This is a genomic window from Plantactinospora sp. DSM 117369 (assembly GCF_053764795.1).
Genome location: NZ_CM132446.1, coordinates 982,851 through 1,005,126, shown reverse-complemented (window position 1 = coordinate 1,005,126; position 22,276 = coordinate 982,851). Strand labels below are relative to the sequence as shown.

Below are 22,276 nucleotides of genomic sequence, written 5' to 3'. Positions count from 1 at the left end.
GGGTCGCGCCCCGCGCACGGCTCTCCGGCCAGCACGGTCGCGCTGCCACCGGTGTCCGGCTCGACGCCGAGGAAGAGCCGGGCGCCCGGGCGTGCATCGGCCGGCCGGAAATCGGTGACGGCGGCGCGCGCCTCAGGGCGTGTCGTCGCCGTCCTCCGCCATCGCCTCGACCGCCGCCTGCACCTCGCCGGCCCGGCGCCGGGCGGCGACCGCTCCCCGCTCGGCGGCCCGCCTCGCCAGTTTGCGCCGCCCGGACTCCTGTTCGGCGGCGGCCCGCCGCCGCTCCAGTTCGGCAAGTTCGGACTCGATCGCGGTCAGCGCGGCGGCGGCGTCCCGCTCGGCCGCCACCGCCGCCGCCAGCTCCGCCTCGGCCCGCTCCTGCCGGGTACGCGCCTCGGCCAGCGCCCGATCGAGGGTACGACGGCGGGCTGCCCGGGCAGACTCCTCGGCCCGGGCAGCCCGGGCGGCTGCCCGCTCGGCGGTCGAGGTGCTCCGCTGCCCACCGGCACCACCCGGTCCCCCCGCCCCGCCTCCGGTACGTCGGCCGCGCGCCGCCGCCCGACCCGCCGCACCGGTCCGGGTCTCCCGGCCCGCCTCCGTGGCCTCGGCGACGGCGGCCTCGGTGGCATCCTCGACCAGTTCATCGACGGCGCCTTCGGTCAGCTCGTCGGCGTCCAGGCCGCCGACGATCAGTCGCAACTGCGGCCGGGGTACCTCGCCGAAGCCGGCGTAGCTCGCCGCCCGGACCAGCCGGCCGGACCGGGCCTGCTCGGCGACCTCGACATCGGCCAGCGCCGCGTTCAACGTCGCCTCCACCTCGGCCAGCGGCAGCTTTCCGGCAGCCAGTCGGGGATCCTCCTCCTCGGCGAGCGCCCGGGCCTGGCCGACCAGCGCGCCCACCACGCCCCGCCGCTGGGCGGAGAGTTCCCGCAGGCGGTCACCGCGCAGTTCCCGCTGTGCGCCCCGGAGCGCGGCGGAGAGCTCGACCAGGTCGGCCATCAGCTCCGGGCGGCGCAGCGCCAGCAGGTTCACCAGCCAGGCCGCCACGGTCGGCTTGCGCAGCTTGGCTATCTCCCGGGCGGTGCTCGGGTCACCGGCGGCCCGGGCCGCGGCGACCGCCTCGGAGCGGGCGGCGACGAAGCCGTCCGGCGGCGCGGTGTAGAGCCGTTCGACGAGGTCACGGGGCAGGCCGGGCATTCTTCCGATTCTCCGGGCTCAGTCGACCGCGGTCCCGGGCACCAGGCGGGCGTAGTCACAGTTGGCCAGCAGCGCCATGTTCTTGTCGTAGACCGTGAGCCCGGCGTCGCCGAGCAGCCCGTCGTGCAACGCGTACGCCCGGCGCGGGTTGACCGCCCGGACGAAGCTCACCGAGTCGGCGAGCTTGAGCCAGGGACCCGAGATCGGCACGAACAGGGTGTCCACCTGCACCGCCTCCGGTACGTCGAACGAGTCGCCCGGGTGGTACACCGAGTCGTTCACCAGGAAGCCGAGGTTCACCACCCGGGGAATCTCCGGATGGATCTCGGCGTGCCAGCCGCCGTACGCCCGCACGGCGAACCCGGCCGCCTCGAACGACTCCCCGGAGGAGACCGTACGCACCACGCCGGCCAGCGCGTCCAGTTTGGACGCCACCTCGGGATGGGTGTGGACGGTCACCGACGGGCGCCGGTCGAGCGCGTCGGCCAGGGCGTCCACGTCGAGGTGGTCGGCGTGCTCGTGGGTGATCAGCACCGCGTCCACCCCGTCCAGCGCGGCCGGCTCGGTGAGGTTGCCGGGGTCGATGACCAGCACCGCCCCGTCCTCCTCCACCCGTACGCAGGCGTGGCCGTACTTGGTCAGTCGCATCGAGACTCCTCGGTCACCGAATCGTGATGTCTCCAGCGCAGTCTGCCGGAACCGGGGTGACTTCGCGGCACGTCTGACGGAACGCCTCTACGGGGGACGGACGAACGGAGCGGACATGAGCGGACGAAGCAGGACCGTGGTCGGACGGGGCAGGATCTCGGTCGGGCCGGGCCGCCGCCGGGCCGGGCTGCTGGGTGCGGTGGCGCTGACCGCCGCCCTGGCGCTGACCGGCTGCGGAGCCGACGGTGGGGACAGTGCCTCCGGCACCTCGGCGGACGCCCCGGCCGGCGGTGCCGAGCAGGCACAGCCGGGCGCGGCCGAGGGGCCGCTGGGCGGGGGCGGGGCACCACAGGCCGGCCAGCCGGCGAAGGAACCGACGACCGAGCTGGGGGTCGGCCAGCGCGCGATCGTCTACACCGGCTCCGTGACGGTACGGGTGGACGACGTGGAGGCGGCGGCTGCCCGGGCAGTGGGCATCGTGACCGGGGCCGGCGGCTTCCTCGGTGGCGACAACCGGAGCAGCGACGCGTCACGTTCCGAGGCGACCCTGCAACTGCGGGTCCCGGCCGACCGGTTCGCCGCCGTGGTGGACGAGGTCGCCCGGCTGGGCGAACAGTTGCGCCGGGAGGTGAAGACCGACGACGTCACCGAGGAGACTCTCGACCTGGACGCCCGGATCGCCACCCAGCAGGCGAGGGTGGCCAGCGGTCGGCGGCTGCTGGCCCAGGCGAAGTCCCTGTCGGACCTGGTGATGCTGGAGAGCGAGCTGGCCAAGCGGGAGGCGGACCTCGCCTCGCTGGAGGCGAAGAAACGCCGGCTGGCCGACCTGACCGCGCTCTCCACGGTCACCGCCGTGCTGCTCGGGCCGAACGCCCAGGTGCCGGAGGACGACGAGCCTGCGGTCGGTTTCCTGGCCGGGCTGGAGGGCGGCTGGAAGGCGTTCGTCGTGTCGCTGCAGGTCCTGTTGACCGTGCTGGGCGCACTGCTGCCGTGGGCCGTCGCGCTGGGCCTGCCGGCGTTCGGGCTGGTCTGGCTGGTCCGCCGGCTCCGCGGCCGGCGCTCCCGGCCGACCCCGCCGGCTCCGCCCCGGAGCACGCCCGTGGTCCCGGCCCAAGCGCCGGCCCCGCCCGGCTGAGCCGTTTTCCCGGGTACGCCGGGTGCCGCGTCCAGGGCACCCGGCGGCCCCGGCCCGGACCGTCGCCGCAACCCCGGTCGGGTACGGCGGTCAGCCGGCCAGGGCCTTGAGCGCGGTCTGCACCAGCAGCCGTACGCCCACCCCGATCGCCCGCTCGTCCACGTCGAACGTCGCCCGGTGCAGGTCGACGTTGGCCGCCGCCCGCCCGACGCCGAGCCGGGCCAGCGCACCCGGTACGTGCTCCAGATACCAGGAGAAGTCCTCGCCACCCATGCTCTGCGGGGTCTCGGCGATCCCGGCCGGGCCGGCCGAGGCCACGGTCGCGGCGGTCAGCACCTGGATCGCCCCGGCGTCGTTGACCACCGGCGGGCGCCCGCGCAGGTATTCGACGTCCACGGTGGCGCCGGTCGGGGCGATCACGTCCCGGACCACCTGGGCGACGATCTTCGGTGCCTGGTCCCAGGTGTCCCGGTCCAGCACCCGGAGCGTGCCGGCGGCCATCGCCTCGTTCGGGATGACGTTGTACTGGGTACCGGCCGAGGCCTGCCCGAAGACCAGCAGCAGTCCGCTGTTCGCCGGCACCCGGCGGTTGACCAGCGCCGGTACCTCGGTGACCAGCCGGCCCAGCGCGTCGACCAGGTCGACGGTCAGGTGCGGCCGGGCGGTGTGCCCGCCCGGTCCGGTCAGCCGGACGGTGATGTTGTCCGCCGCCGCCGTGATCGGGCCGACCCGCAGGCCGACCCGGCCGACCGGCAGGTTGGGGTCGCAGTGCAGGGCGAAGATCTGGGTCACGTCGGTCAGCCCACCGGCCTCGATGACCTCCAGTGAGCCGCAGGGCAGGATCTCCTCGGCCGGCTGGAAGATCAGCCGGACCCGCCCGTCCAGTTCGCCCCGCCGGGCGAGCTGGGCCAGCAGCAGGCCGACCCCGAGCACGACGGTGGTGTGCACGTCGTGCCCGCAGGCGTGGCAGGCACCGTCCACGGTGGACCGGTACGGGACGTCTTTGACGTCGGTCAGCGGCAGTGCGTCGAGGTCGGCCCGGAGCGCGACCACGGGCCCGGACGGCCGCCCGTCGATGTCGCAGATCACCCCGTTGCCCTTCGGCAGCAGGCGCGGCTCCAGACCGGCCAGCGCCAGCTCCCGGGCGATCAGTGCGGCGGTATCGAACTCCTGGCCGGAGAGTTCCGGATGGGCGTGCAGGAACCGGCGGGTAGCGATCAGATCGGGCAGCCGGACGTCGAGCATCCGGTCGAGCCCGAAGGGCAGGGGCTCGGACCCGGGCGGCGTCTCGGATTCCGACGACGCCGGCTGGCTGCCGGTCGGCAGTTGCAACGCACTCGTCACGTCGAATTCTCGATCACTGTGGATGGGATGGGACTCGGACAGCCTAGACCGCCGACGGTGACGCTGCGCAACCTCGTTCTGGTAGTGATCAGACAGCACAGCGTCACGAAAGCCCTGGTAGGAGCGCTCGGCAACGTACGGAGGGCTGCCTACCCCGCCATCAGACCCCGCCATCTGTGCCACACCTCCTACAACGCGTGACGGTTTCACCGGTCACGATCTAGCTCGGCAGCAGCGCCGCACGTCCGATTTGTCGAGGTTCCGACCGCCCTCGGGCAGGCGACGGTGGAGCACCACCGGGTGGGGTGGCGGGGGTCCCCAGGGTGACAGTTGGTGTCAAACGGGCCGCGCACAGGCTGTCCGTCATCCACCGATGGGGCCCGGCCACCTCCCGATACCCGAAAAACCGGGCCGGCACTCCACCGACCGCCGATCACCCGACCGGAGTACCCGCCAGCGGGCGGCGTGGCGCGGCCCGCCCGGTACGCCGGTGCGGTCGCGGGCGGTCAGAACCGGTCGCTGGGCCGGTACGTCCCCCACACCTCGCGCAGCACGCCACAGACCTCGCCCACGGTGGCCCGGGCCCGCAGCGCCTCCTTCATCGGATAGAGCACGTTCTCCGTACCCGAGGCGACCGTGCGCAGGTCGGCGAGGGCGCGCTCGACGGCGGCTGAGTCCCGGTCGGCCCGCAGCCGGGCCAGCCGCTCGCGCTGGGCCGCCTCGATCGCCGGGTCGACCCGGAGCGGCTGGTACGGCTCCTCCTCGTCGACGGTGAACCGGTTGACCCCGACCACCACCCGGTCGCCGGACTCGATCTCCTGGGCCACCCGGTAGGCCGAGGACTCGATCTCGCGCTTCTGGAAGCCCGCCTCGATCGCCTCCACCGCCGAGCCGTACTCGGCGACCCGGGCCATCAGCTCCCGCACCCCCGCCTCGATCTCGTCCGTCATCGCCTCGACGACGTACGAGCCGGCGAACGGGTCCACCGTGGCGGTCAGGTCGGTCTCGTACGCCAGCACCTGCTGGGTACGCAGCGCCAGCCGGGCCGCCTTCTCGGTGGGCAGCGCGATCGCCTCGTCGAAGCTGTTGGTGTGCAGCGACTGGGTGCCGCCGAGCACCGCCGCCAGGCCCTGCACGGCGACCCGCACCATGTTCACCTCCGGCTGCTGGGCGGTGAGCTGCACCCCGGCGGTCTGGGTGTGGAAGCGCAGCATCAGCGACTTCGGGTTCTGCGCGCCGAACTCGTCCCGCATCAGGTTGGCCCAGATCCGCCGGGCGGCCCGGAACTTCGCCACCTCCTCCAGCAGGGTGGTCCGGGCCACGAAGAAGAAGGAGAGCCGGGGCGCGAAGTCGTCCACGGCGAGGCCGGCGGCGAGCGCGGCGCGGACGTAGGAGATGCCGTTGGCCAGGGTGAAGGCGATCTCCTGCACCGGGGTCGCCCCGGCCTCGGCCATGTGGTAGCCGGAGATCGAGATGGTGTTCCACCTCGGCACCTCCTTGCGGCAGTAGCCGAAGGTGTCGGCGACCAGCCGCAGCGAGGGCTTGGGCGGGAAGATGTAGGTGCCCCGGGCGATGTACTCCTTCAGGATGTCGTTCTGGATCGTCCCGTTCAGCGCCGAGCCGGCCACCCCGGACTGTTCCGCCACCAGTTGATAGAGCAGCAGCAGCACCGAGCCGGGGGCGTTGATGGTCATCGAGGTGGAGACCTTGTCCAGCGGGATGCCGGCGAAGAGGGCACTCATGTCGTCGACCGAGTCGATCGCCACGCCGACCTTGCCGACCTCCCCGTGCGCGATCGGGTGGTCGGAGTCGTAGCCCATCTGGGTGGGCAGGTCGAAGGCGACCGAGAGCCCCATGGTGCCGGCGGCGAGGAGCTGGTGGTAGCGCGCGTTGGACTCGGTGGCGGTGCCGAAGCCGGCGTACTGGCGCATGGTCCACGGCCGAGAGGTGTACATCGTCGGGTAGACGCCCCGGGCGTACGGGAACTCGCCGGGCGCACCGAGCCGGGCGTCCAGACCTGCCGGCACGTCGGCGGCGTCGTAGACCGCCTTGATCGGGAAACCCGACTCGCTCGACCGACCTTCACTCATGACCGGCATGGTAGGCCGGCTCCCGCGCACCGGACTCTCCCGGGCCGAATCGGCCCCGCCGGAAGCGCACCGAGAGCGTCCGGGGATGCCCGGCGTAACGCCCGGCCCGGGTGAGCGGACCGGCACTCGCCGTCGACAAACCCGAACGTTGAGTGAGGGAATCAACACGTACGGTCGAGTTATCGGTAACTCCGGCGGTTGTCTTTCCCTTCTGCGGTCGGAACCCGCAATATAGGGGGGTTCTGTCCTGTGCCCCCTCGATTCTCTTCGGTGGCTTTTCTGTGACTCAGATCCCGACGTGGAGTGGCGGACCGGCCAATCCCACCAACGGACGTGCGGCACCCGGCATCACCATCGGCGGTCGGTACTCGTTGCGGGCGGCGGTCGGCCACGGCGGCATGGGTACGGTGTGGCGCGCGGCCGACACCCTGCTGCGCCGCGACGTGGCGGTGAAGGAGGTCGTGCTCCCACCGGGGCTGGCCCCCAGCGACCGCGACGCGATGTACGAACGCACCCTCCGCGAGGCGCGGGCCGCGGCGGCCCTCCAGCACCCGGCGGTGGTGCAGGTCTACGACGTGGTCACCGAGGGCGGGCGGCCGTGGATCGTGATGGAGCTGCTCGACGCGCGCAGCCTCGCCGACATGGTGATCGAGGACGGCCCCCTCGCGCCCCGCGCGGTCGCCAAGATCGGCATCGCCCTGCTCGGGGCGCTGGAGGTGGCACACGCGATCGGGGTGCTGCACCGGGACGTCAAGCCGGCCAACGTGCTGATCTGCTCCGACGGTCGGTGCGTGCTCACCGACTTCGGGGTGGCCCGGATGCCGACCGACGTCCAGCTCACCACCCCCGGCATGGTGCTCGGCTCGCCGCACTTCATCTCGCCGGAGCGGGCCATGGGCCAGGACTTCGGCCCACCCAGTGATCTCTTCTCGCTCGGCGTCACCCTCTACACCGCGGTGGAGGGGCGGCCGCCGTTCGACAAGGGCGACCCGATCGAGACCATGCACGCCGTGGTGGAGGACCCGCCCGCGCCGCCGGTCCGGTCCGGGGCGCTGACCCGGGTGCTGCTCGGCCTGCTGGAGAAGGACCCGGCCCGCCGGCTCGACGTGACCGCCTCCCGCACCATGCTCCGCGAACTGCTGGCCGGCCCGCTGGCCAGCAACGCCGCCGGGCACATGGTCACCGACCCGTACGCGGTGGTGCCGTCCCAGCGCTCGCCGTGGCAGCAGTCGGCACCCGGCGTGCCCCAGTCACCGGCACCGGCCGGAGCCCAGGGCCAGTCCACCCGGGCGGCGGCCAACGGTGAGATCGGCGGCCGGGCAATGCTCGCCCCCAACGAGTCCCTGGCCGACCGGATCGCCCGGAACTCCCACGACGCGGCCACCTCCAACCGGCCACCGGCGGCCGGCGCCAACCCGCTGGACACCCCGACCGGGGCGATGCCGGGCTCGGCCGGCCGGCGCGGCGGGCCGCTCGACACGCCGACCGGGGCGATGTCCGGGCACGGCGGTCGGGGCGGCACGGTGCACACGGCCAGGGGTGGCGGACTCGGTCGTGGCCTGGCCGGCGCCCGGCAGGCCGGCGACTCGGTGCTGCGCACGGTCCAGGGCTGGCCCCGGAAGATGCAGCTCGCCGTGGCCGGCGGGGTGGCCGCGGCGCTGCTGATCGGCATCGTCGCGCTCTCCCTCGGCGGCGGCGAGGACCCGGCCGACACTCCTGCACCGCAGGCCGGGCCGACGAGCCAGGCGCCGGTCCAGGCGGGCTTCGCCACCCAGTCGCACAGCTCGAAGGGTGTCTCGGTCAACGTCCCCAAGAACTGGAAGAAGAACGTCGGCGGGGTCTTCACCGACTACACCGATCCGGAGGACAGCGGCCGGCGGGTCCGGATCCTGGTGGAGCCCGGCGGCAAGACCCCGATGGGCTTCATGAAGGTCGCCGAGGGCGGCCTGAAGAAGAACGGCAGTAGCTGCAAGAAGCCGTACGCCCAGGTGGCGCTCCAGGAGGTCGAGGTCGCCGGCCAGCCCGCCGCCGAGCTGGAGTACACCTGCGGCGAGGGCTCCAGCAAGCGGCACGGGGTGTGGCGGGCGATCACGGAGGACGGCAAGGCGTACTCGTTCTATCTGACCACCCCGGACGAGCGGTTCGAGGAGAGCAAGCCGATCTTCGACGAGATGGTCAAGTCGTTCCGGCTCACCAGCGCCGGCTGACACGTTCCCACCCGGCCCCGCCCCGACGTACACCACGCCGGGCGGGGCCGGGCTGCGTCCGGGGGCGCCTGGCGTGCTATCACAGTCCGATGGCGGCAAAACCGAACCAGCGGGACGGCGTATCCCCGGACGAGTCCACCGACGAGCTGGCCGGGCTACGCGCCCGGGCCCAGGCGTGGCTCGACGACGACCCCGACCCGGTGACCCGGGACGAGCTGCGGGGCGTACTCGACCGGTTGCCGGCGAGCACGGCCGAGCTGGCCGACCGGTTCGCCGGACCGCTCACCTTCGGCACCGCCGGGCTGCGGGGCCCGCTGCGCGCCGGCCCGAACGGGATGAACCTGGCCGTGGTCACCGCAGCCGCGGCCGGGCTGGTCGGCTGGCTCGCCGCCCGCGACGCGTCCGGCCCGCTGGTGATCGGGTACGACGCCCGGCACGGCTCGAAGGAGTTCGCCGAGCGGACCGCCCGGGTGGCCACCGGCGCGGGGCGGCCCGCCCTGCTGCTGCCCCGGCCGCTGCCCACCCCGGTGCTGGCGTACGCGGTCCGGGCCCTCGGCGCGGTCGCCGGGGTGATGGTCACCGCCAGCCACAACCCGCCGCAGGACAACGGCTACAAGGTCTACCTGGGCGCCTCGACCGGCGGCCCCCGGGGCGCGGGCGCGCAGATCGTGCCCCCGGTGGACGCCGAGATCGAGGCGGCGATCCGGGCGGTCGGGCGGCTGGCGTCGGTACCGCTGGGCGAGCCCGGGAAGGTGCTCGGTGACGACACCGTCGCCGGGTACGTCCGGGCCACCGCCGGGCTGATCGACCCGGCCGGGCCGCGCGGGCTGACCGTGGCGTACACCCCGCTGCACGGGGTGGGTGCCGCCGTGCTCACCTCGGTCTTCGCCCGGGCCGGGTTCGCCGTGCCGGGCATCGTGGCCGAGCAGGCCGAGCCGGACCCGAACTTCCCCACCGTCTCGTTCCCCAACCCCGAGGAGCCGGGCGCGACCGACAAGCTGCTCGCGCTGGCCCGGGAGATCGGCGCGGACATCGCGCTGGCGAACGACCCGGACGCCGACCGGTGCGCGGTGGCGATCCCCGACCGGGTGCGCGGCTGGCGGATGCTGCACGGCGACGAGGTCGGCGTACTCCTCGCCGACCACCTGATCCGGCAGGGCCGCGCCGGCCTGTACGCCACGACGATCGTCTCGTCGTCCCTGCTCAGGGCGTTGTGCACGGCGCGTGGCCTGCCGTACGGCGAGACGCTGACCGGGTTCAAGTGGATCGTCCGGGCGGAGTCCGGCGACGCCGAGCTGACCTACGGCTACGAAGAGGCCCTCGGCTACTGCGTCGCCCCGGACCAGGTACGGGACAAGGACGGGATCAGCGCCGCGCTCACCTTCGCCGAACTGGCGGCGACGCTGAAGGGACAGGGCCGGACCGTGGCCGACCGGCTGGACGAACTGGCGCGCGAGTTCGGGGTGCACCTGACCGACCAGCTCTCGGTCCGGGTCGACGACCTGACCGAGATCGGGAACACGATGACCTACATCCGGACCAAGACCCCGAAGACGCTGCTCGACGAGCCGGTGATCTCGGTGCAGGACCTGGCTCCGGAGGCGGACGTGCTGATCCTGCGTACCGACGCCGCCCGGGTGGTGGTCCGGCCGTCCGGCACCGAGCCGAAGCTGAAGGCGTACCTGGAGGTGGTGGAGCCGGTGGTCGACGGCGACGTACCGGCGGCCCGGGAGCGGGCCGCCGCCTCGGTACGCGCGCTGCGCACCGAGACCGCCGCGGCCCTCGGCATCTGGTAGGCCGGCACCCGCCGGCCCCGGGCCGGTCCGCGCCGGCCGGCGGTCAGGTCCGGCTGCCCAACGCGGCGTCGATGGCCCGGGAGAGCGCGGCGATCACCAGCGCCACCGAGGGGCGGATGGTGGACTCCTCCAGGCTGACGTCGTCGGTGAACCCGGCACCCCGGGCGATCTCGGCCAGCCGCTTCCGGGCGTCCTCGGCGGCCGGCCCGGTCAGCCCGAGACTGGGCTGTACCCGGATCGCCGCCATCACCGCGGCGAGCGCGGCGGTCCGCTCGTCCGGTACGGCCTCCGCGGTCAACGCGTTCACCAGCCGGGCCCGGATCTCCGCCTCGACCGACGGGTCGAGCACCGGATACCGGTGGATGTGGATGTAGCCGAGTTCGGTCTCGTCGACGTCGCTGATCACGCCGCGGGTGCAGAGGTCGTTCAGGATCCGGTCGCGCAGCCCGTGCCGGAGCCGCTGCACCCAGGAGGCCGGCGTGTGCGGGGTGTCCGCCGCGATCCGGGCGAGCACGTCGTCGGCGATCGGGTCGCCGGTCGGCGTGGCGTCGGTGGCCACGATCGAACCGTCGGAGAAGGCGACCCGGCCGGCGAGCGCGAGGTCGACCAGCACGGCGGCGGCCATGCCGAGGTCGAGTCCGATCCGGGAACCGGTCGCCTTGCCGGATTTATCGTCGTAGCCGAGTAGCAGCAACTCCTCGGCCAGCCCAACACCAGTCATGGCCCGGAACGGTAGCCGTTCCGCGCCAGCCGCGCATGCGTCCCGGCCGGACCCGCCGCCCGGTTCCGTGGAATCCCGGCTGACCGCTTCGGTGCAGTCAGGTCCGGTCCGGTGCGGATCAGAACCGTGGCATGCCGCCGAACTGCCGGTCGCCGGCGTCGCCGAGCCCCGGCACGATGAACATCCGGTCGTTGAGCCGCTCGTCGATCGCGGCGGTGACCAGCCGCAGCGGCAGCCCGGAGCGGTCCAGCCGCTCGATGCCGGCCGGCGCGGCGAGTACGCAGAGCACGGTGATGTCGGTGCAGCCCCGGTCGGCGAGCAGCCGGCAGCAGTGCTCCAGCGAGCCGCCGGTGGCGAGCATCGGGTCGAGTACCAGCACCGGCCGGTCGGTCAGGTCGGTCGGCAGCGACTCCATGTAGGCACGCGGCTCGTAGGTGTGCTCGTCCCGGGCCAGCCCGACGAAACCCATCGACGACTCGGGCAGCAGGCCGAGCGCCGAGTCGGCCATGCCCAGCCCGGCGCGGAGCACCGGTACCAGCAGTGGCGGGTTGGCCAGCCGGATGCCCTGGGTGGGTGCCACCGGCGTGTCGATCGGGAACTGTTCGACCGGCAGCGAGCGCGCGGCCTCGTACACCAGCATGGTGGTGAGTTCGTGCAGCGCGGCCCGGAACGACGCCGAGTCGGTCCGGGCGTCGCGCATCACGGTCAGCCGGGTCTGGGCCACGGGATGGTCAACCACGAGTACGTCCACGGTCGCTCAACCTACCGGTAACCCCGGGCCGGACCTTCTCCTGGTCACCGGGTCCCCGGAGCACCAGGTGCCGGCGGCCGCCGGACGGCTATGGCCAAGATCACACCTCCCGGCCGGTGCGTAGACTTGCCCGCATGACGGCGACAACGGCGTCGGCGCGGTCCGACCTGACCGAGGTGGGGCGTTCCGAGGCGACTCTGCGGACCTTCCTGCACGGCCTGCCCGGCGTGGACCAGGTGGGCGCGGAGCAGCGCACGGCGATGCTCGGCACCCGCTCGATCAAGACCACCGCCAAGGCGTGGGCGATCGACCTGGCGATCCGGATGGTCGACCTGACCACGCTGGAGGGCGCCGACACCCCCGGCAAGGTACGCGCGCTGGCCGCGAAGGCGCTCCGCCCGGACCCGGCCGACCCGTCGTGCCCGCCGGTCGCCGCCGTCTGCGTCTATCCGACGATGGTCCCGGTGGCCGCCGCCGCGCTCTGGGGCACCGAATCCGGTCCGGGCTGGCCGGGCGGTGGGAGCGGCGCAGGCGAAAGCGTTCCCCGGCTGGGACTGCTCGGCGAGCCGTCCGACGGCCGGGGCCCCCGGGAGGGTGCGAGCCCGGCCGGCGACGAGGCCAGCCCGGCCGGCAACGGCGCGGGGCTGCCCGGTGCACCGGGCCGGGTGCACCTGGCCAGCGTGGCCACGGCGTTCCCGTCCGGGCAGGCGCCGCTGGAGGTCCGGCTCGCGGACACCCGCTCGGCGGTGGCCGGCGGGGCGGACGAGATCGACATGGTGATCAACCGGGGCGCCTTCCTCTCCGGCCGCTACCAGGAGGTCTACGACGAGATCGTCGCGGTGAAGGCGGCCTGCGGGGACGCCCACCTCAAGGTCATCCTGGAGACCGGCGAGCTGGCCACCTACGACAACGTCCGGCGGGCCTCCTGGCTGGCGATGCTGGCCGGCGCCGACTTCATCAAGACCTCGACCGGCAAGGTGCCGGTGGCCGCGACCCTGCCGGTCACCCTGGTGATGCTGGAGGCGGTCCGGGACTTCCGGGACGTGACCGGCCGGCAGGTCGGGGTCAAGCCGGCGGGCGGGATCCGGACCACCAAGGACGCGATCAAATACCTGGTGCTGGTGAACGAGACCGCCGGCCCGGACTGGCTGCACCCGGACTGGTTCCGGTTCGGCGCCTCCAGCCTGCTCAACGACCTGCTGATGCAGCGCACCAAACTGAGCACCGGCGTCTACTCCGGCCCCGACTACTTCACCCTGGACTGACCCATGTTCGAATACGCCCCGGCGCCGGAGTCGCGCGCCGTAGCGGACCTCAAGCCGTCGTACGGGCTCTTCATCGGTGGCGAGTTCGTCGAGCCGGGCGACGGCGGCCAGATCAAGTCGATCAACCCGGCCTCGGAGGAGGTGCTGGCCGAGGTCGCCGAGGCCGGCCCCGGCGACGTGGACCGGGCGGTCCGGGCGGCCCGCCGGGCGTACGACGAGGTCTGGGGGCCGATGCCGGGCCGGGACCGGGCCAAGTACCTGTTCCGGATCGCCCGGATCGTCCAGGAGCGGGCCCGCGAGCTGGCGGTGCTGGAGTCGCTGGACAACGGCAAGCCGATCCGGGAGTCCCGGGACGTCGACATCCCGCTGGTCGCCGCGCACTTCTTCTACTACGCCGGCTGGGCCGACAAGCTCGGCCACGCCGGCTTCGGCCCCGACCCGCGCCCGCTGGGCGTGGCCGGTCAGGTCATCCCGTGGAACTTCCCGCTGCTGATGCTGGCCTGGAAGATCGCCCCGGCGCTGGCCGCCGGCAACGCCGTGGTACTCAAGCCGGCCGAGACCACCCCGCTGAGCGCGCTGCTCTTCGCGGAGATCTGCCAGCAGGCCGACCTGCCGCCCGGGGTCGTCAACATCGTCACCGGGGCCGGCGAGACCGGTCGGGCGCTGGTCGAGCACGACGGGATCGACAAGGTCGCCTTCACCGGCTCCACCGAGGTCGGCCGGCAGATCGCCCGCTCGGTGGCCGGCACCCGCAGGAAGCTCACCCTGGAGCTGGGTGGCAAGGCGGCGAACATCGTCTTCGACGACGCCCCGGTCGACCAGGCCGTCGAGGGCATCGTCAACGGCATCTTCTTCAACCAGGGCCACGTCTGCTGCGCCGGCTCCCGGCTGCTGGTCCAGGAATCGGTGTACGACGAGGTGCTCGCCTCGCTCAAGCGCCGGATGGCCCGGCTGCGGGTCGGTGACCCGCTGGACAAGAACACCGACATCGGCGCGATCAACTCGGCGGCGCAGCTCGACCGGATCCGGACGCTGTCCGAGATCGGGTCGTCCGAGGGGGCCGAGCGCTGGTCCCCGCCGTGCGAGCTGCCGGACCGGGGTTTCTGGTTCGCTCCGACCATCTTCACCGGGGTCAGCCAGGCGCACCGGATCGCCCGGGAGGAGATCTTCGGGCCGGTACTGTCGGTGCTGACCTTCCGTACCCCGGCCGAGGCGGTGGAGAAGGCGAACAACACGCCATATGGCCTGTCGGCCGGGATCTGGACCGACAAGGGCTCCCGGATCCTCTGGATGGCCGACCGGCTGCGTGCCGGGGTGGTCTGGGCCAACACGTTCAACAAGTTCGACCCCACCTCGCCGTTCGGCGGCTACAAGGAGTCGGGCTACGGCCGGGAGGGCGGCCGGCAGGGGCTGGAGGCGTACCTCGATGTCTGAACGGGTGGCGGTACGCAAGACGTACAAGCTCTTCATCGGCGGGAAGTTCCCGCGCAGCGAGTCGGGGCGGTCGTATCCGGTGCAGAACTCCAACGTGGCACTCGCCTCCCGCAAGGACGTCCGGGACGCCGTACTGGCGGCGCGGGCGGCGGTCAAGGGCTGGTCGGGCGCGACCGCGTACAACCGGGGGCAGATCCTCTACCGGGTCGCCGAGATGCTGGAGGGCCGGCGGGACCAGTTCGTCGGTCTCGGTGTGCCGGCCGCCGAGGTGGACGAGGCGATCGACCGCTGGGTCTGGTACGCCGGCTGGGCCGACAAGCTGACCCAGGTGTACGGCGGCGCGAACCCGGTCGCCGGGCCGTACTTCAACCTCTCGGCACCGGAGCCGACCGGGGTGGTCGGGGTGCTCGCCCCGGCCGAGCCGGCCCTGCTCGGGCTGGTCAGCGTGGTGGCTCCGGCGATCGTCACCGGCAACACGGTGGTGGTGCTGGTGGCCGAGGCGAGCCCGCTGCCCGCGATCACCCTCTCCGAGGTGCTGGCCACCTCCGACCTGCCCGGTGGGGTGGTCAACCTGCTCACCGGCCGGCCGGCCGAGACCGCGCCCTGGCTGGCCGGGCACATGGACGTGAACGCGCTCGACCTGACCGGGGTCGCCGACCCGGCGCTCGCCGCCGAGCTGGAGCGGGCCGCCGCCGGCAACCTCAAGCGGGTGCTCCGGCCGGCCGACGGACCGGTCGACTGGACCGCCGATCCCGGCATCGGCCGGATGACCGCCTTCCTGGAGACCAAGACGGTCTGGCACCCGAAGGGCGTCTGAGCCGGGGCCGGGCCGCACCGCGCGGCGACCTCGGACCTGACACCCCTGCGGTGATTCGTGATCGTGACCCGGCCCACCGTCCCGCCCGGGACGGCGGGCCGGAGTGTACGACACTGAGTAGTAGAATTGCCGCGTGACGCGACTCGGTGATCTCGAACGTGCGGTGATGGACGTGCTCTGGGACCGGGGCACCGGTACCGGGGCGACCGTCCGCGAGGTGGCCGAGGCACTGCGCGACCGCGAGCTGGCGTACACCACGGTGATGACTGTGCTCGACCGGCTGGCCGGCAAGGGCATGGTCGAGCGCGAGCGGGAGGGGCGGGCCTGGCGCTACCGGCCGGCGGCCAGCCGGGAGGCGCACATCGCCCGGCTGATGCTGGACGCCCTCGACCTGGCCGGCAGCCGGGACGCCGCGCTCGTCCGGTTCGCCCGGTCGGTGACCGGGACCGAGGCCGAGGTGCTGCGCGCGGCGCTCGCCGGGGAGGCCGACGACAGGACCGACCGGCCGCCAGCCGCCGAACGGCAGGGCTGAGTCGATGCTCTACGCCGCGCACTTCGCGCTCGCCGTCCTGGCCTGTTATCTCGCCGCCCAGGTACTGGCCCGGTCCGGCCGGCTGGGCGCCGGCTGGGCGTGGCACAGTCCACGGGTCGCGATCGTCTGCTGGCAGTTCGTCGGGCTGGCCCTCGGGCTCTCCGCGATCGGTCTGCCGATCTCGCTCGGGCTCGCCCCGTACGGCCAGGGCACCGGCTCCGCGCTGCGGTCGCTCGCCGGTGACCTTTTCGGCGGCGGCGACCTGCCGCCCGGCCTGGGGGTGACCCACCTCGGTCTGGTCGGCATCGGCGTGGGCGTGGGCGTGGTGCTGCTCGGCTCGACGGCGCGGAGCCTGTTCGGCGCGCTGCGCGCCCAGCGCCGGCACCGGGACCTGCTGACCCTGGTCGCCCGGGATGACCCGGCCGCGCCCGGCGCGCTGGTACTCGACCACCCCAGTGCGGCGGCCTACTGCCTGCCCGGGGTACGCCCGCAGGTGGTGGTCAGCGCCGGCACCCTGAGCCTGCTCGACCGGGCGCAGCTCGCGGCGGTACTCAGCCACGAGCGGGCGCACGCCGACGAGCGCCACGACCTGGTACTGCTCCCCTTCACCGCACTCTGCCGGGCCCTCCCCGGCGTCCGCTGGGTCCACGCGGCACACGACGCCGTCGCCCTGCTGGTGGAGATGCGGGCCGACGACAAGGCCCGGCGCCTGCACGCCGACGGCCCGCTCGCCGCCGCGCTGCTGCGGTTCGCCAGCGCCGGTGCCCGGGTCACCCCGGCCGGTGCGCTCGGCGCCGCGGACGGCGAGATCGACGCCCGGGTACAGCGTCTGCTGGCCGCCCGCCGACCCGGCCGGCTGCCGGGCGCGACCGCGCTGGCACTGGCGACGGCCCTGGTCACCCTGCCGGTGTCGCTGTTCCTGCACTGAGCCGCCGGGCATCTACTACGCCTCGTAGTAAACTGGCCCTGTCACGGAAGCTGCCCGAAGAGATGCGTGGGACATGGGTCTTCGATGGTCGCCGGCCCCGCCGGCCGGACGGGGCGGCGCCACCGGCACCGCTCCGGATCCCGGCACCGCTCCGGATCCCGGCACCGCTCCGGATCCCGGCACCGCCCCGGATCCCGGCACCGCCCCGGATCCCGGCACCGCTCCGGATCCCGGCACCGGCACCGCCCCGCACGACGCCGCCGGCCGACGCGGACGCCGACCAGCGCCCGCCGGTCGCCGGCAGCCCGGGGCACCGGTGAGCCGCCGCCCGTTCGACCCCCGCCTGCTGCGCCGGGTACCCGGTGCACGGCGCCAACTCGGCCTGCTCGGCGCGCTCGGCGTCGCCGCCGCCGGGCTGGTGATCGCCCAGGCCACCACGCTCGCCACGGTGCTGGCCGAGGCGGCCGGCGGCCGCCTCGACCGGGCCGCGCTGGCCGGCTTCCTGGCCAGTGTGGCCGGCCGCGGGGCCCTGCTCTGGGTACAGGGCACGGTGGCGGCCCGGGCCGCCGCCACGGTCAAGGCCGCGCTCCGCGCCGACCTGCTCGACGCCGTCGGCCGGCGCGGCCCGGGCTGGCTGTCCGGGCAGCGTACGGGTCAGCTCGCCACCCTGGCCGGGCGCGGGCTGGACGCGCTCGACGCGTACTTCACCGGCTATCTGCCGCAGCTCGTGCTGAGCATCACGGTGCCGCTGGCCGTACTGGCCCGGCTGGTGTTCGCCGACTGGAGCTCCGCCCTGGTCATCGCGGTGACGCTGCCGCTGGTCCCGATCTTCGGAGCACTGCTCGGCTGGCAGGCTCAGGCCGCCACCGAACGCCAGTGGCGCCGGTTGGCACTGCTCGGCGGCCACTTCCTGGACATGCTGCGCGGGCTGCCCACCCTGCACCTGTTCGGCCGGGCCTCCGCCCAGGTGACCGTGGTACGCGCGATGGCGGACCGGCACCGCCGGGCGACCATGAAGACGCTGCGGATCGCCTTCCTCTCCGCGCTCGTGCTCGAACTCGTCGCCACCCTCTCGGTCGCACTGGTCGCGGTGCCGATCGGTCTCCGGCTGCTCCACGGCGGGCTCGCCCTGCAGACGGCGTTGCTGGTGCTGCTGCTCGCCCCCGAGGCGTTCCTGCCGCTGCGCGCCGCCGGCAGCCAGTTCCACGCCAGCCAGGAGGGGCTGACCGCGCTGGACGAGGCGTTGACCCTGCTCGACCCCGAGCCGACCGCCCGCACCGCCGGCCAGCCGACCGCCCACGCCACAGGCCAGCCGCTCGCCCCTAACTCCGGGACGCCGGCCGCCGCCCGGCTGACCGGCGGCCCGGACGACCCGGACGACCCGGACCACGAACGCCACTACCAACCGGGTCGGCACGGCGAGATCAGGTTCGAGTCCGTGACGGTCGAATACCAGCGCACTACCGCGCTGCGCGACGTCACCCTCACCATCCGGCCCGGTGAGCGGATCGCCGTCGTCGGTCCGAGCGGCGCCGGCAAGAGCACCCTGCTGCACCTGCTGCTCGGATTCGTCAGCCCCAGCAGCGGGCGGATCACCGTCGACGGTACCGACCTCGCGACGCTGGACCTGGCGCGGTGGCGCCGGCAGCTGGCCTGGGTACCGCAGCGGGCCCACCTGTTCGGCAGCTCCCTCGCCGAGAACATCCGGCTCGGCGCGCCGGACGCACCCGTCGCGGCGGTCCGGGCCGCGGTCCGGGCCGCCGACCTGGCCGAGCTGGTCGCCGACCTACCGGACGGCCTCGACACCCGGCTCGGCGAGCGCGGCCACGGGCTGTCCAGCGGGCAGCGGCAGCGGGTCGCGCTGGCCCGGGCCTTCCTCCGGGACGCCCCGATCGTGCTGCTCGACGAGCCCACCGCCCGGCTCGACGCCGGTTCGGAGGCGGCCGTACTCGCGGCCACCCGGCACCTGGTGGCCGGGCGTACGGCCCTGCTCGTGGCGCACCGCCCGACCCTGCTGGCCGAGGCGGACCGGGTGCTCCGGATCGAGGACGGGCGGGTGACCGAACAGGAGCCGGTCACGGCGCTGCCCCGGGAGGTGGTGGCGTGAGGCTGCGACCCGAACGTGCCGTCTGGCGGCTGGCCCGCCCGTACCTCGGTCGGCTGCTCGGCGCCGGCCTGCTCGCCGCCGGCACCGAACTCGCCGGGCTCGCCCTGCTGGCGACCGCGACCTGGCTGCTGGTCAGCGCCGCCGGCCGGCCGCCACTGGACACCCTCACCGTGGCGATCGTCGCGGTACGGGCCCTGGCGATCGGCCGGGGCGTGCTGCGCTACACCGAGCGGCTGGCCGGGCACGACGCCGCGCTGCGGGTCGTCACCGAGGTCCGGGCCCGGCTCTTCGCCACGCTGGCGGGCCGGCGCACCGCCGCTCCGCAGCGCTCCGCAGACCTGCTCAGCCGGCTCGTCTCGGACGTCGAAGCGGTGCAGGACCTGCTGCTCCGGGTGCTGGTCCCCGGGGCCGCGGCCACGATCATGGGCCTGCTCGCCGTGGCCGGCGCGTCCGCCGTCGACCCGCTCGCCGGACTGGCCGTGGCCGGCGGACTGCTGCTGGCCGGAGTCGCGCTTCCGGCGCTGGCGGCGGTGCTCACCCGGCGTACCGCCGCCCGGGTGGCGCCGTTGCGCGGCGCGCTCGCCGGGGACGCGGTGGACCTGACCGCCGGCGCCGCTGACCTGGCCGCCTTCGGCGCCACCCGGGCGGCGCTGGACCGGGCGGACGCCCGTGCCCGCGAACTCGCCGGGCTGGAACGCCGGACGGCGGCGGTGGGCTGGGCCGTGGACGGTCTCGGGGTACTGGTGGCCGGTGCGACCAGCGCCACCGTGCTGACCGTGGCGCTGCGGGCGGGCGTCGACGGCGTACTCGTCGGGGTCCTCGCGGTCGGCACGCTCGCCGCCGTCGAGGCGGCCCTGGCGCTGGTCGGCGCGGCCCGGCACTGGGCCCGGCTGCGCACCGGCCTGACCCGGGTGGCCGACCTGCTGGCCGCCCCGGCGAGCGAACCGGAGAGGCCGGCCGGCGCTCCGGCGTCCTCGCCGGGCGTCGAGCCGACGGACGGCTCCGGGACGGAGGAGGTCGCCCGCCAGTGGCACTGCCGGGTCGAGGAGGTGAGCCTCCGATACCGCCGGCCGGGCCCGCCCGCCCTCGACGGGGTCAGCCTCGACCTGGCGGCGGGAAGCCGGATCGCCGTCGTCGGTCCGAGCGGTGCCGGCAAGAGCAGCCTGCTCGCCGTGCTGACCGGGATGGTCCGGCCGGACCGGGGCCGGGTCGTGTGCAACGGCGTCGACCTGCCCGACCTGCCCGTCGACCGGCTGCCCCGGATCGTCGGCGGACTGCTCGCCGAGGCACACGTCTTCCACGCCACGGTCCGGGAGAACCTCCTGCTCGGCCGGGCCGGGGCGACCGACGACGACCTGGCCGGCGCGGCCGAGGCGGCCGGCCTGCTCGACTGGGTACGGCAGCAGCCCGCCGGCTGGGACACGATGGTCGGCGAGGACGGCGGTCAACTCTCCGGCGGACAACGGCAACGCCTGCTGCTGGCCCGGGCCCTGCTCGCGGCCCCGGCCGGGATCCTGGTGCTGGACGAGCCGACCGAGGGTCTCGACCCCGCCGCCGCCGACGCGGTGCTCGCCTCGGCGACCGCACACGCCGGCCCGGACCGCACGGTGGTACTCGTCACACACCGGCTTTCCGGTGTGGACCGCTACGACGAGGTCGTCGTCCTCGACCAGGGGCGGGTCACCGACCGGGGCAGCCACGCCGAACTGGTCGGCCGACCCGGCTGGTACCGGGACCAGTGGCTACGCCAGACCGGCGCGGAACGCGACTATCTGGCGATCGGCGCCTGAGCCGGGCATCGACACCGCGCCGATCCGAGCGGCCGGTCAGGCGGGTGCGCCGGGGGTGGGCGCTCCGCCGAGGAACTGCCCCACCGTCGAGCTGAACTCCTGCCAACTGGTCCGCTCGCCCGCCAGGGCGCGCTGCCCGGCACCGGTCAGCTCGTAGGTCCGGCGCTCGCGGCCGTTGACGGTGCTCCAGGTGCTGCTGACGTATCCGGCCCGCTCCAACCGGCGCAGCGCCGGATAGATGGTCCCGGTGGGCAGATCGAGCACGCCGCCGCTGCGGGCCCGGAGCGCCTCGATGATGGCGTACCCGTGCAGCGCGCCCCGCTCAAGCACCGCGAGCAGCAGCGCATCGAGATGGCCGTGCAGCGCCTGGGCGTTCATAAGTAGTAAGCCTACTAATATATGCGACGAAGTCCAACGGGGTGCCGGCATCCACGCCCGCCGCCGGCCTACTAGGGTGTGTGCGCAGAGTCACCGATCCGCCGGCACCCTCGCCGGGTCGGGTGCCCATATCGAGCGCACACGGAGGTCAGCGTGGCCCGCCAGTCGTCCCACCGGCCCGAAACCGACGAGCCCGGCAACGAGCCCGCCGGAAGCGACGGGGCTGTCGACCCCGGGCAGATCGACGGCTCCTCGGAAACCAGCGACGACGCCGCCGGCACCGACGACGCCCCGGCGGCGTCCGGCGCGCCGGACCGCTCGCTGTGGGAAGAGGTCCGGATCGACCCGGTCGAGATCGCCCTCCCCTCGGGCGCTGGTTTCACCCTGCGGACCTACCGCCCGGCGAGCGAGCTGACCCCGACCGACATCGAGGACCGGGAGCAGGACGACCTCTTCGCCAGCCGGTCGCGGCAGGCCGAGGTCGAGGAGGACGAGGACGACGAGACGGTCGTGATCCTCGACGAGGAACTCGCCGACCAGTTCGCCGAGGCCGACGAGGAGGAGGCGGAGCGGGACGGCAAGGCCAAGGCCGCCGACTCCGACGCCAAGGCCGCCGAGGAGGAGGACGAGGAGGACGAGGGCGAGGAGGTGCCGGCCTTCCTCACCCACCGGGGCAAGTTGCTGCTGTTCAAGAGTCCTGAGGCACTTGTCACATTCGTCAAGTCCGGAGCGCCGCACGATCTGGCCGACCTGGACACCTGGGACCAGCTCGTCGAGCGGATCACGCCGGCCGACGTCGCCCCGCTCGACGAGGACTCCTACGAGCTCGACCTCGTGGTGGAGAACCTCCGTGGCGGGCACGACGTCTGGGACTCGACGCTGCTCATCGAGGCTGGTGAGGTGGCCCGCGACCTGGCCTACGCGCTTCGGCTCCCCGCCGTACTCGATATGCTTTCCCCCGGCTCCAGCCTGGATGACCTCGACGAGGCGCTCCGGGCGACCGTGGCCGGCGGTCTCGGCGGATTCCGGGGTCGGCGGCGACTCAAGAAAATCGGGGCACAAACCGCAAGTCTCGGGTGGCGCACGATTATCGGCAAGATCTCTGCCGCCGTGGACTGGCGCGACTGACCCCTTAC

17 protein-coding genes and 1 pseudogene are annotated in these 22,276 nt (G+C 74.0%); 11 read left to right on the top strand and 7 right to left on the bottom strand.

Annotation, left to right across the window (positions count from 1 at the left end; all coding sequences use genetic code 11):
- Window positions 1-132: 132 nt before the first annotated feature.
- Window positions 133-1,197, bottom strand: a complete 1,065-nt coding sequence (locus ACSMXO_RS04600) for a hypothetical protein (RefSeq protein ID WP_455416804.1) — start codon at window positions 1,195-1,197, stop codon at window positions 133-135.
- Between the two features lie 18 nt (window positions 1,198-1,215).
- A complete protein-coding gene (locus tag ACSMXO_RS04595) occupies window positions 1,216-1,845 on the bottom strand; it encodes an MBL fold metallo-hydrolase (protein ID WP_346260336.1) in 630 nt (209 codons plus the stop codon).
- A gap of 115 nt (window positions 1,846-1,960) precedes the next feature.
- On the opposite strand from ACSMXO_RS04595, the gene ACSMXO_RS04590 reads away from it, so the two are divergent.
- Window positions 1,961-2,980 (top strand): DUF4349 domain-containing protein, encoded by a 1,020-nt coding sequence (locus ACSMXO_RS04590; protein WP_455416803.1) that lies wholly within the window; start codon window positions 1,961-1,963, stop codon window positions 2,978-2,980.
- 90 nt (window positions 2,981-3,070) lie between these two features.
- Here ACSMXO_RS04590 and ACSMXO_RS04585 read toward each other — a convergent pair whose 3' ends face one another.
- A complete protein-coding gene (locus tag ACSMXO_RS04585; RefSeq protein WP_346260334.1) occupies window positions 3,071-4,324 on the bottom strand; it encodes an amidohydrolase in 1,254 nt (417 codons plus the stop codon).
- Window positions 4,325-4,830: 506 nt separating this feature from the next.
- Window positions 4,831-6,414: an acyl-CoA mutase large subunit family protein gene (locus ACSMXO_RS04580; RefSeq protein WP_455416802.1), complete on the bottom strand. Its 1,584-nt coding sequence runs from the start codon at window positions 6,412-6,414 to the stop codon at window positions 4,831-4,833.
- 281 nt (window positions 6,415-6,695) lie between these two features.
- On the opposite strand from ACSMXO_RS04580, the gene ACSMXO_RS04575 reads away from it, so the two are divergent.
- Together ACSMXO_RS04575 and ACSMXO_RS04570 are read left to right on the top strand one after the other, a co-directional pair.
- Entirely contained in the window at window positions 6,696-8,621 is a 1,926-nt protein-coding gene (locus tag ACSMXO_RS04575) for a protein kinase domain-containing protein (protein WP_455416801.1), read from the top strand.
- An 89-nt stretch (window positions 8,622-8,710) separates the two neighbouring features.
- The gene (locus ACSMXO_RS04570; protein WP_455416800.1) at window positions 8,711-10,417 is read left to right on the top strand and encodes a phospho-sugar mutase; all 1,707 of its coding nucleotides are present in this window, start codon (window positions 8,711-8,713) and stop codon (window positions 10,415-10,417) included.
- A 43-nt stretch (window positions 10,418-10,460) separates the two neighbouring features.
- Here the strand turns inward: ACSMXO_RS04570 and ACSMXO_RS04565 are convergent, their stop codons facing one another.
- Window positions 10,461-11,138 carry a GOLPH3/VPS74 family protein gene (locus ACSMXO_RS04565; RefSeq protein ID WP_346260330.1) on the bottom strand — a complete coding sequence of 226 codons (678 nt, stop codon included), beginning with the start codon at window positions 11,136-11,138 and terminating at the stop codon, window positions 10,461-10,463.
- A 118-nt stretch (window positions 11,139-11,256) separates the two neighbouring features.
- A complete protein-coding gene (gene upp / locus ACSMXO_RS04560) occupies window positions 11,257-11,889 on the bottom strand; it encodes a uracil phosphoribosyltransferase (RefSeq protein ID WP_455416799.1) in 633 nt (210 codons plus the stop codon).
- 134 nt (window positions 11,890-12,023) lie between these two features.
- Between upp and deoC the strand changes: the two genes are divergently transcribed.
- From deoC to cydC, 7 genes and pseudogenes are all read left to right on the top strand, one after another.
- Entirely contained in the window at window positions 12,024-13,154 is a 1,131-nt protein-coding gene (deoC, locus tag ACSMXO_RS04555; protein ID WP_455416798.1) for a deoxyribose-phosphate aldolase, read from the top strand.
- 3 nt (window positions 13,155-13,157) lie between these two features.
- A complete protein-coding gene (locus ACSMXO_RS04550; RefSeq protein WP_455416797.1) occupies window positions 13,158-14,588 on the top strand; it encodes an aldehyde dehydrogenase family protein in 1,431 nt (476 codons plus the stop codon).
- On the top strand, window positions 14,581-15,405 hold the full coding sequence (locus tag ACSMXO_RS04545) for an aldehyde dehydrogenase family protein (RefSeq protein WP_455416796.1): 825 nt from the start codon (window positions 14,581-14,583) through the stop codon (window positions 15,403-15,405). The genes ACSMXO_RS04550 and ACSMXO_RS04545 overlap by 8 nt, the downstream gene beginning before the upstream one ends.
- A gap of 133 nt (window positions 15,406-15,538) precedes the next feature.
- Window positions 15,539-15,937, top strand: coding sequence for a BlaI/MecI/CopY family transcriptional regulator (locus ACSMXO_RS04540; RefSeq protein ID WP_455416795.1), 399 nt, complete (start codon window positions 15,539-15,541; stop codon window positions 15,935-15,937).
- Window positions 15,938-15,941: 4 nt separating this feature from the next.
- On the top strand, window positions 15,942-16,865 hold the full coding sequence (locus ACSMXO_RS04535) for a M56 family metallopeptidase (protein WP_455416794.1): 924 nt from the start codon (window positions 15,942-15,944) through the stop codon (window positions 16,863-16,865).
- Between the two features lie 316 nt (window positions 16,866-17,181).
- Window positions 17,182-18,972 (top strand): thiol reductant ABC exporter subunit CydD, encoded by a 1,791-nt coding sequence (gene cydD / locus ACSMXO_RS04530; protein WP_455419168.1) that lies wholly within the window; start codon window positions 17,182-17,184, stop codon window positions 18,970-18,972.
- Window positions 18,873-20,762: pseudogene (gene cydC / locus ACSMXO_RS04525) on the top strand (thiol reductant ABC exporter subunit CydC); the annotation flags it as partial. The gene cydD and the pseudogene cydC, both read left to right, overlap by 100 nt.
- 36 nt (window positions 20,763-20,798) lie before the next feature.
- Here the strand turns inward: cydC and ACSMXO_RS04520 are convergent.
- Window positions 20,799-21,140, bottom strand: a complete 342-nt coding sequence (locus ACSMXO_RS04520; protein ID WP_346260324.1) for a PadR family transcriptional regulator — start codon at window positions 21,138-21,140, stop codon at window positions 20,799-20,801.
- Between the two features lie 153 nt (window positions 21,141-21,293).
- Here ACSMXO_RS04520 and ACSMXO_RS04515 point away from each other — a divergent pair, with 153 nt between their 5' ends.
- Window positions 21,294-22,268: a DNA primase gene (locus tag ACSMXO_RS04515; RefSeq protein WP_455416793.1), complete on the top strand. Its 975-nt coding sequence runs from the start codon at window positions 21,294-21,296 to the stop codon at window positions 22,266-22,268.
- The last annotated feature ends 8 nt before the right edge of the window (window positions 22,269-22,276 follow it).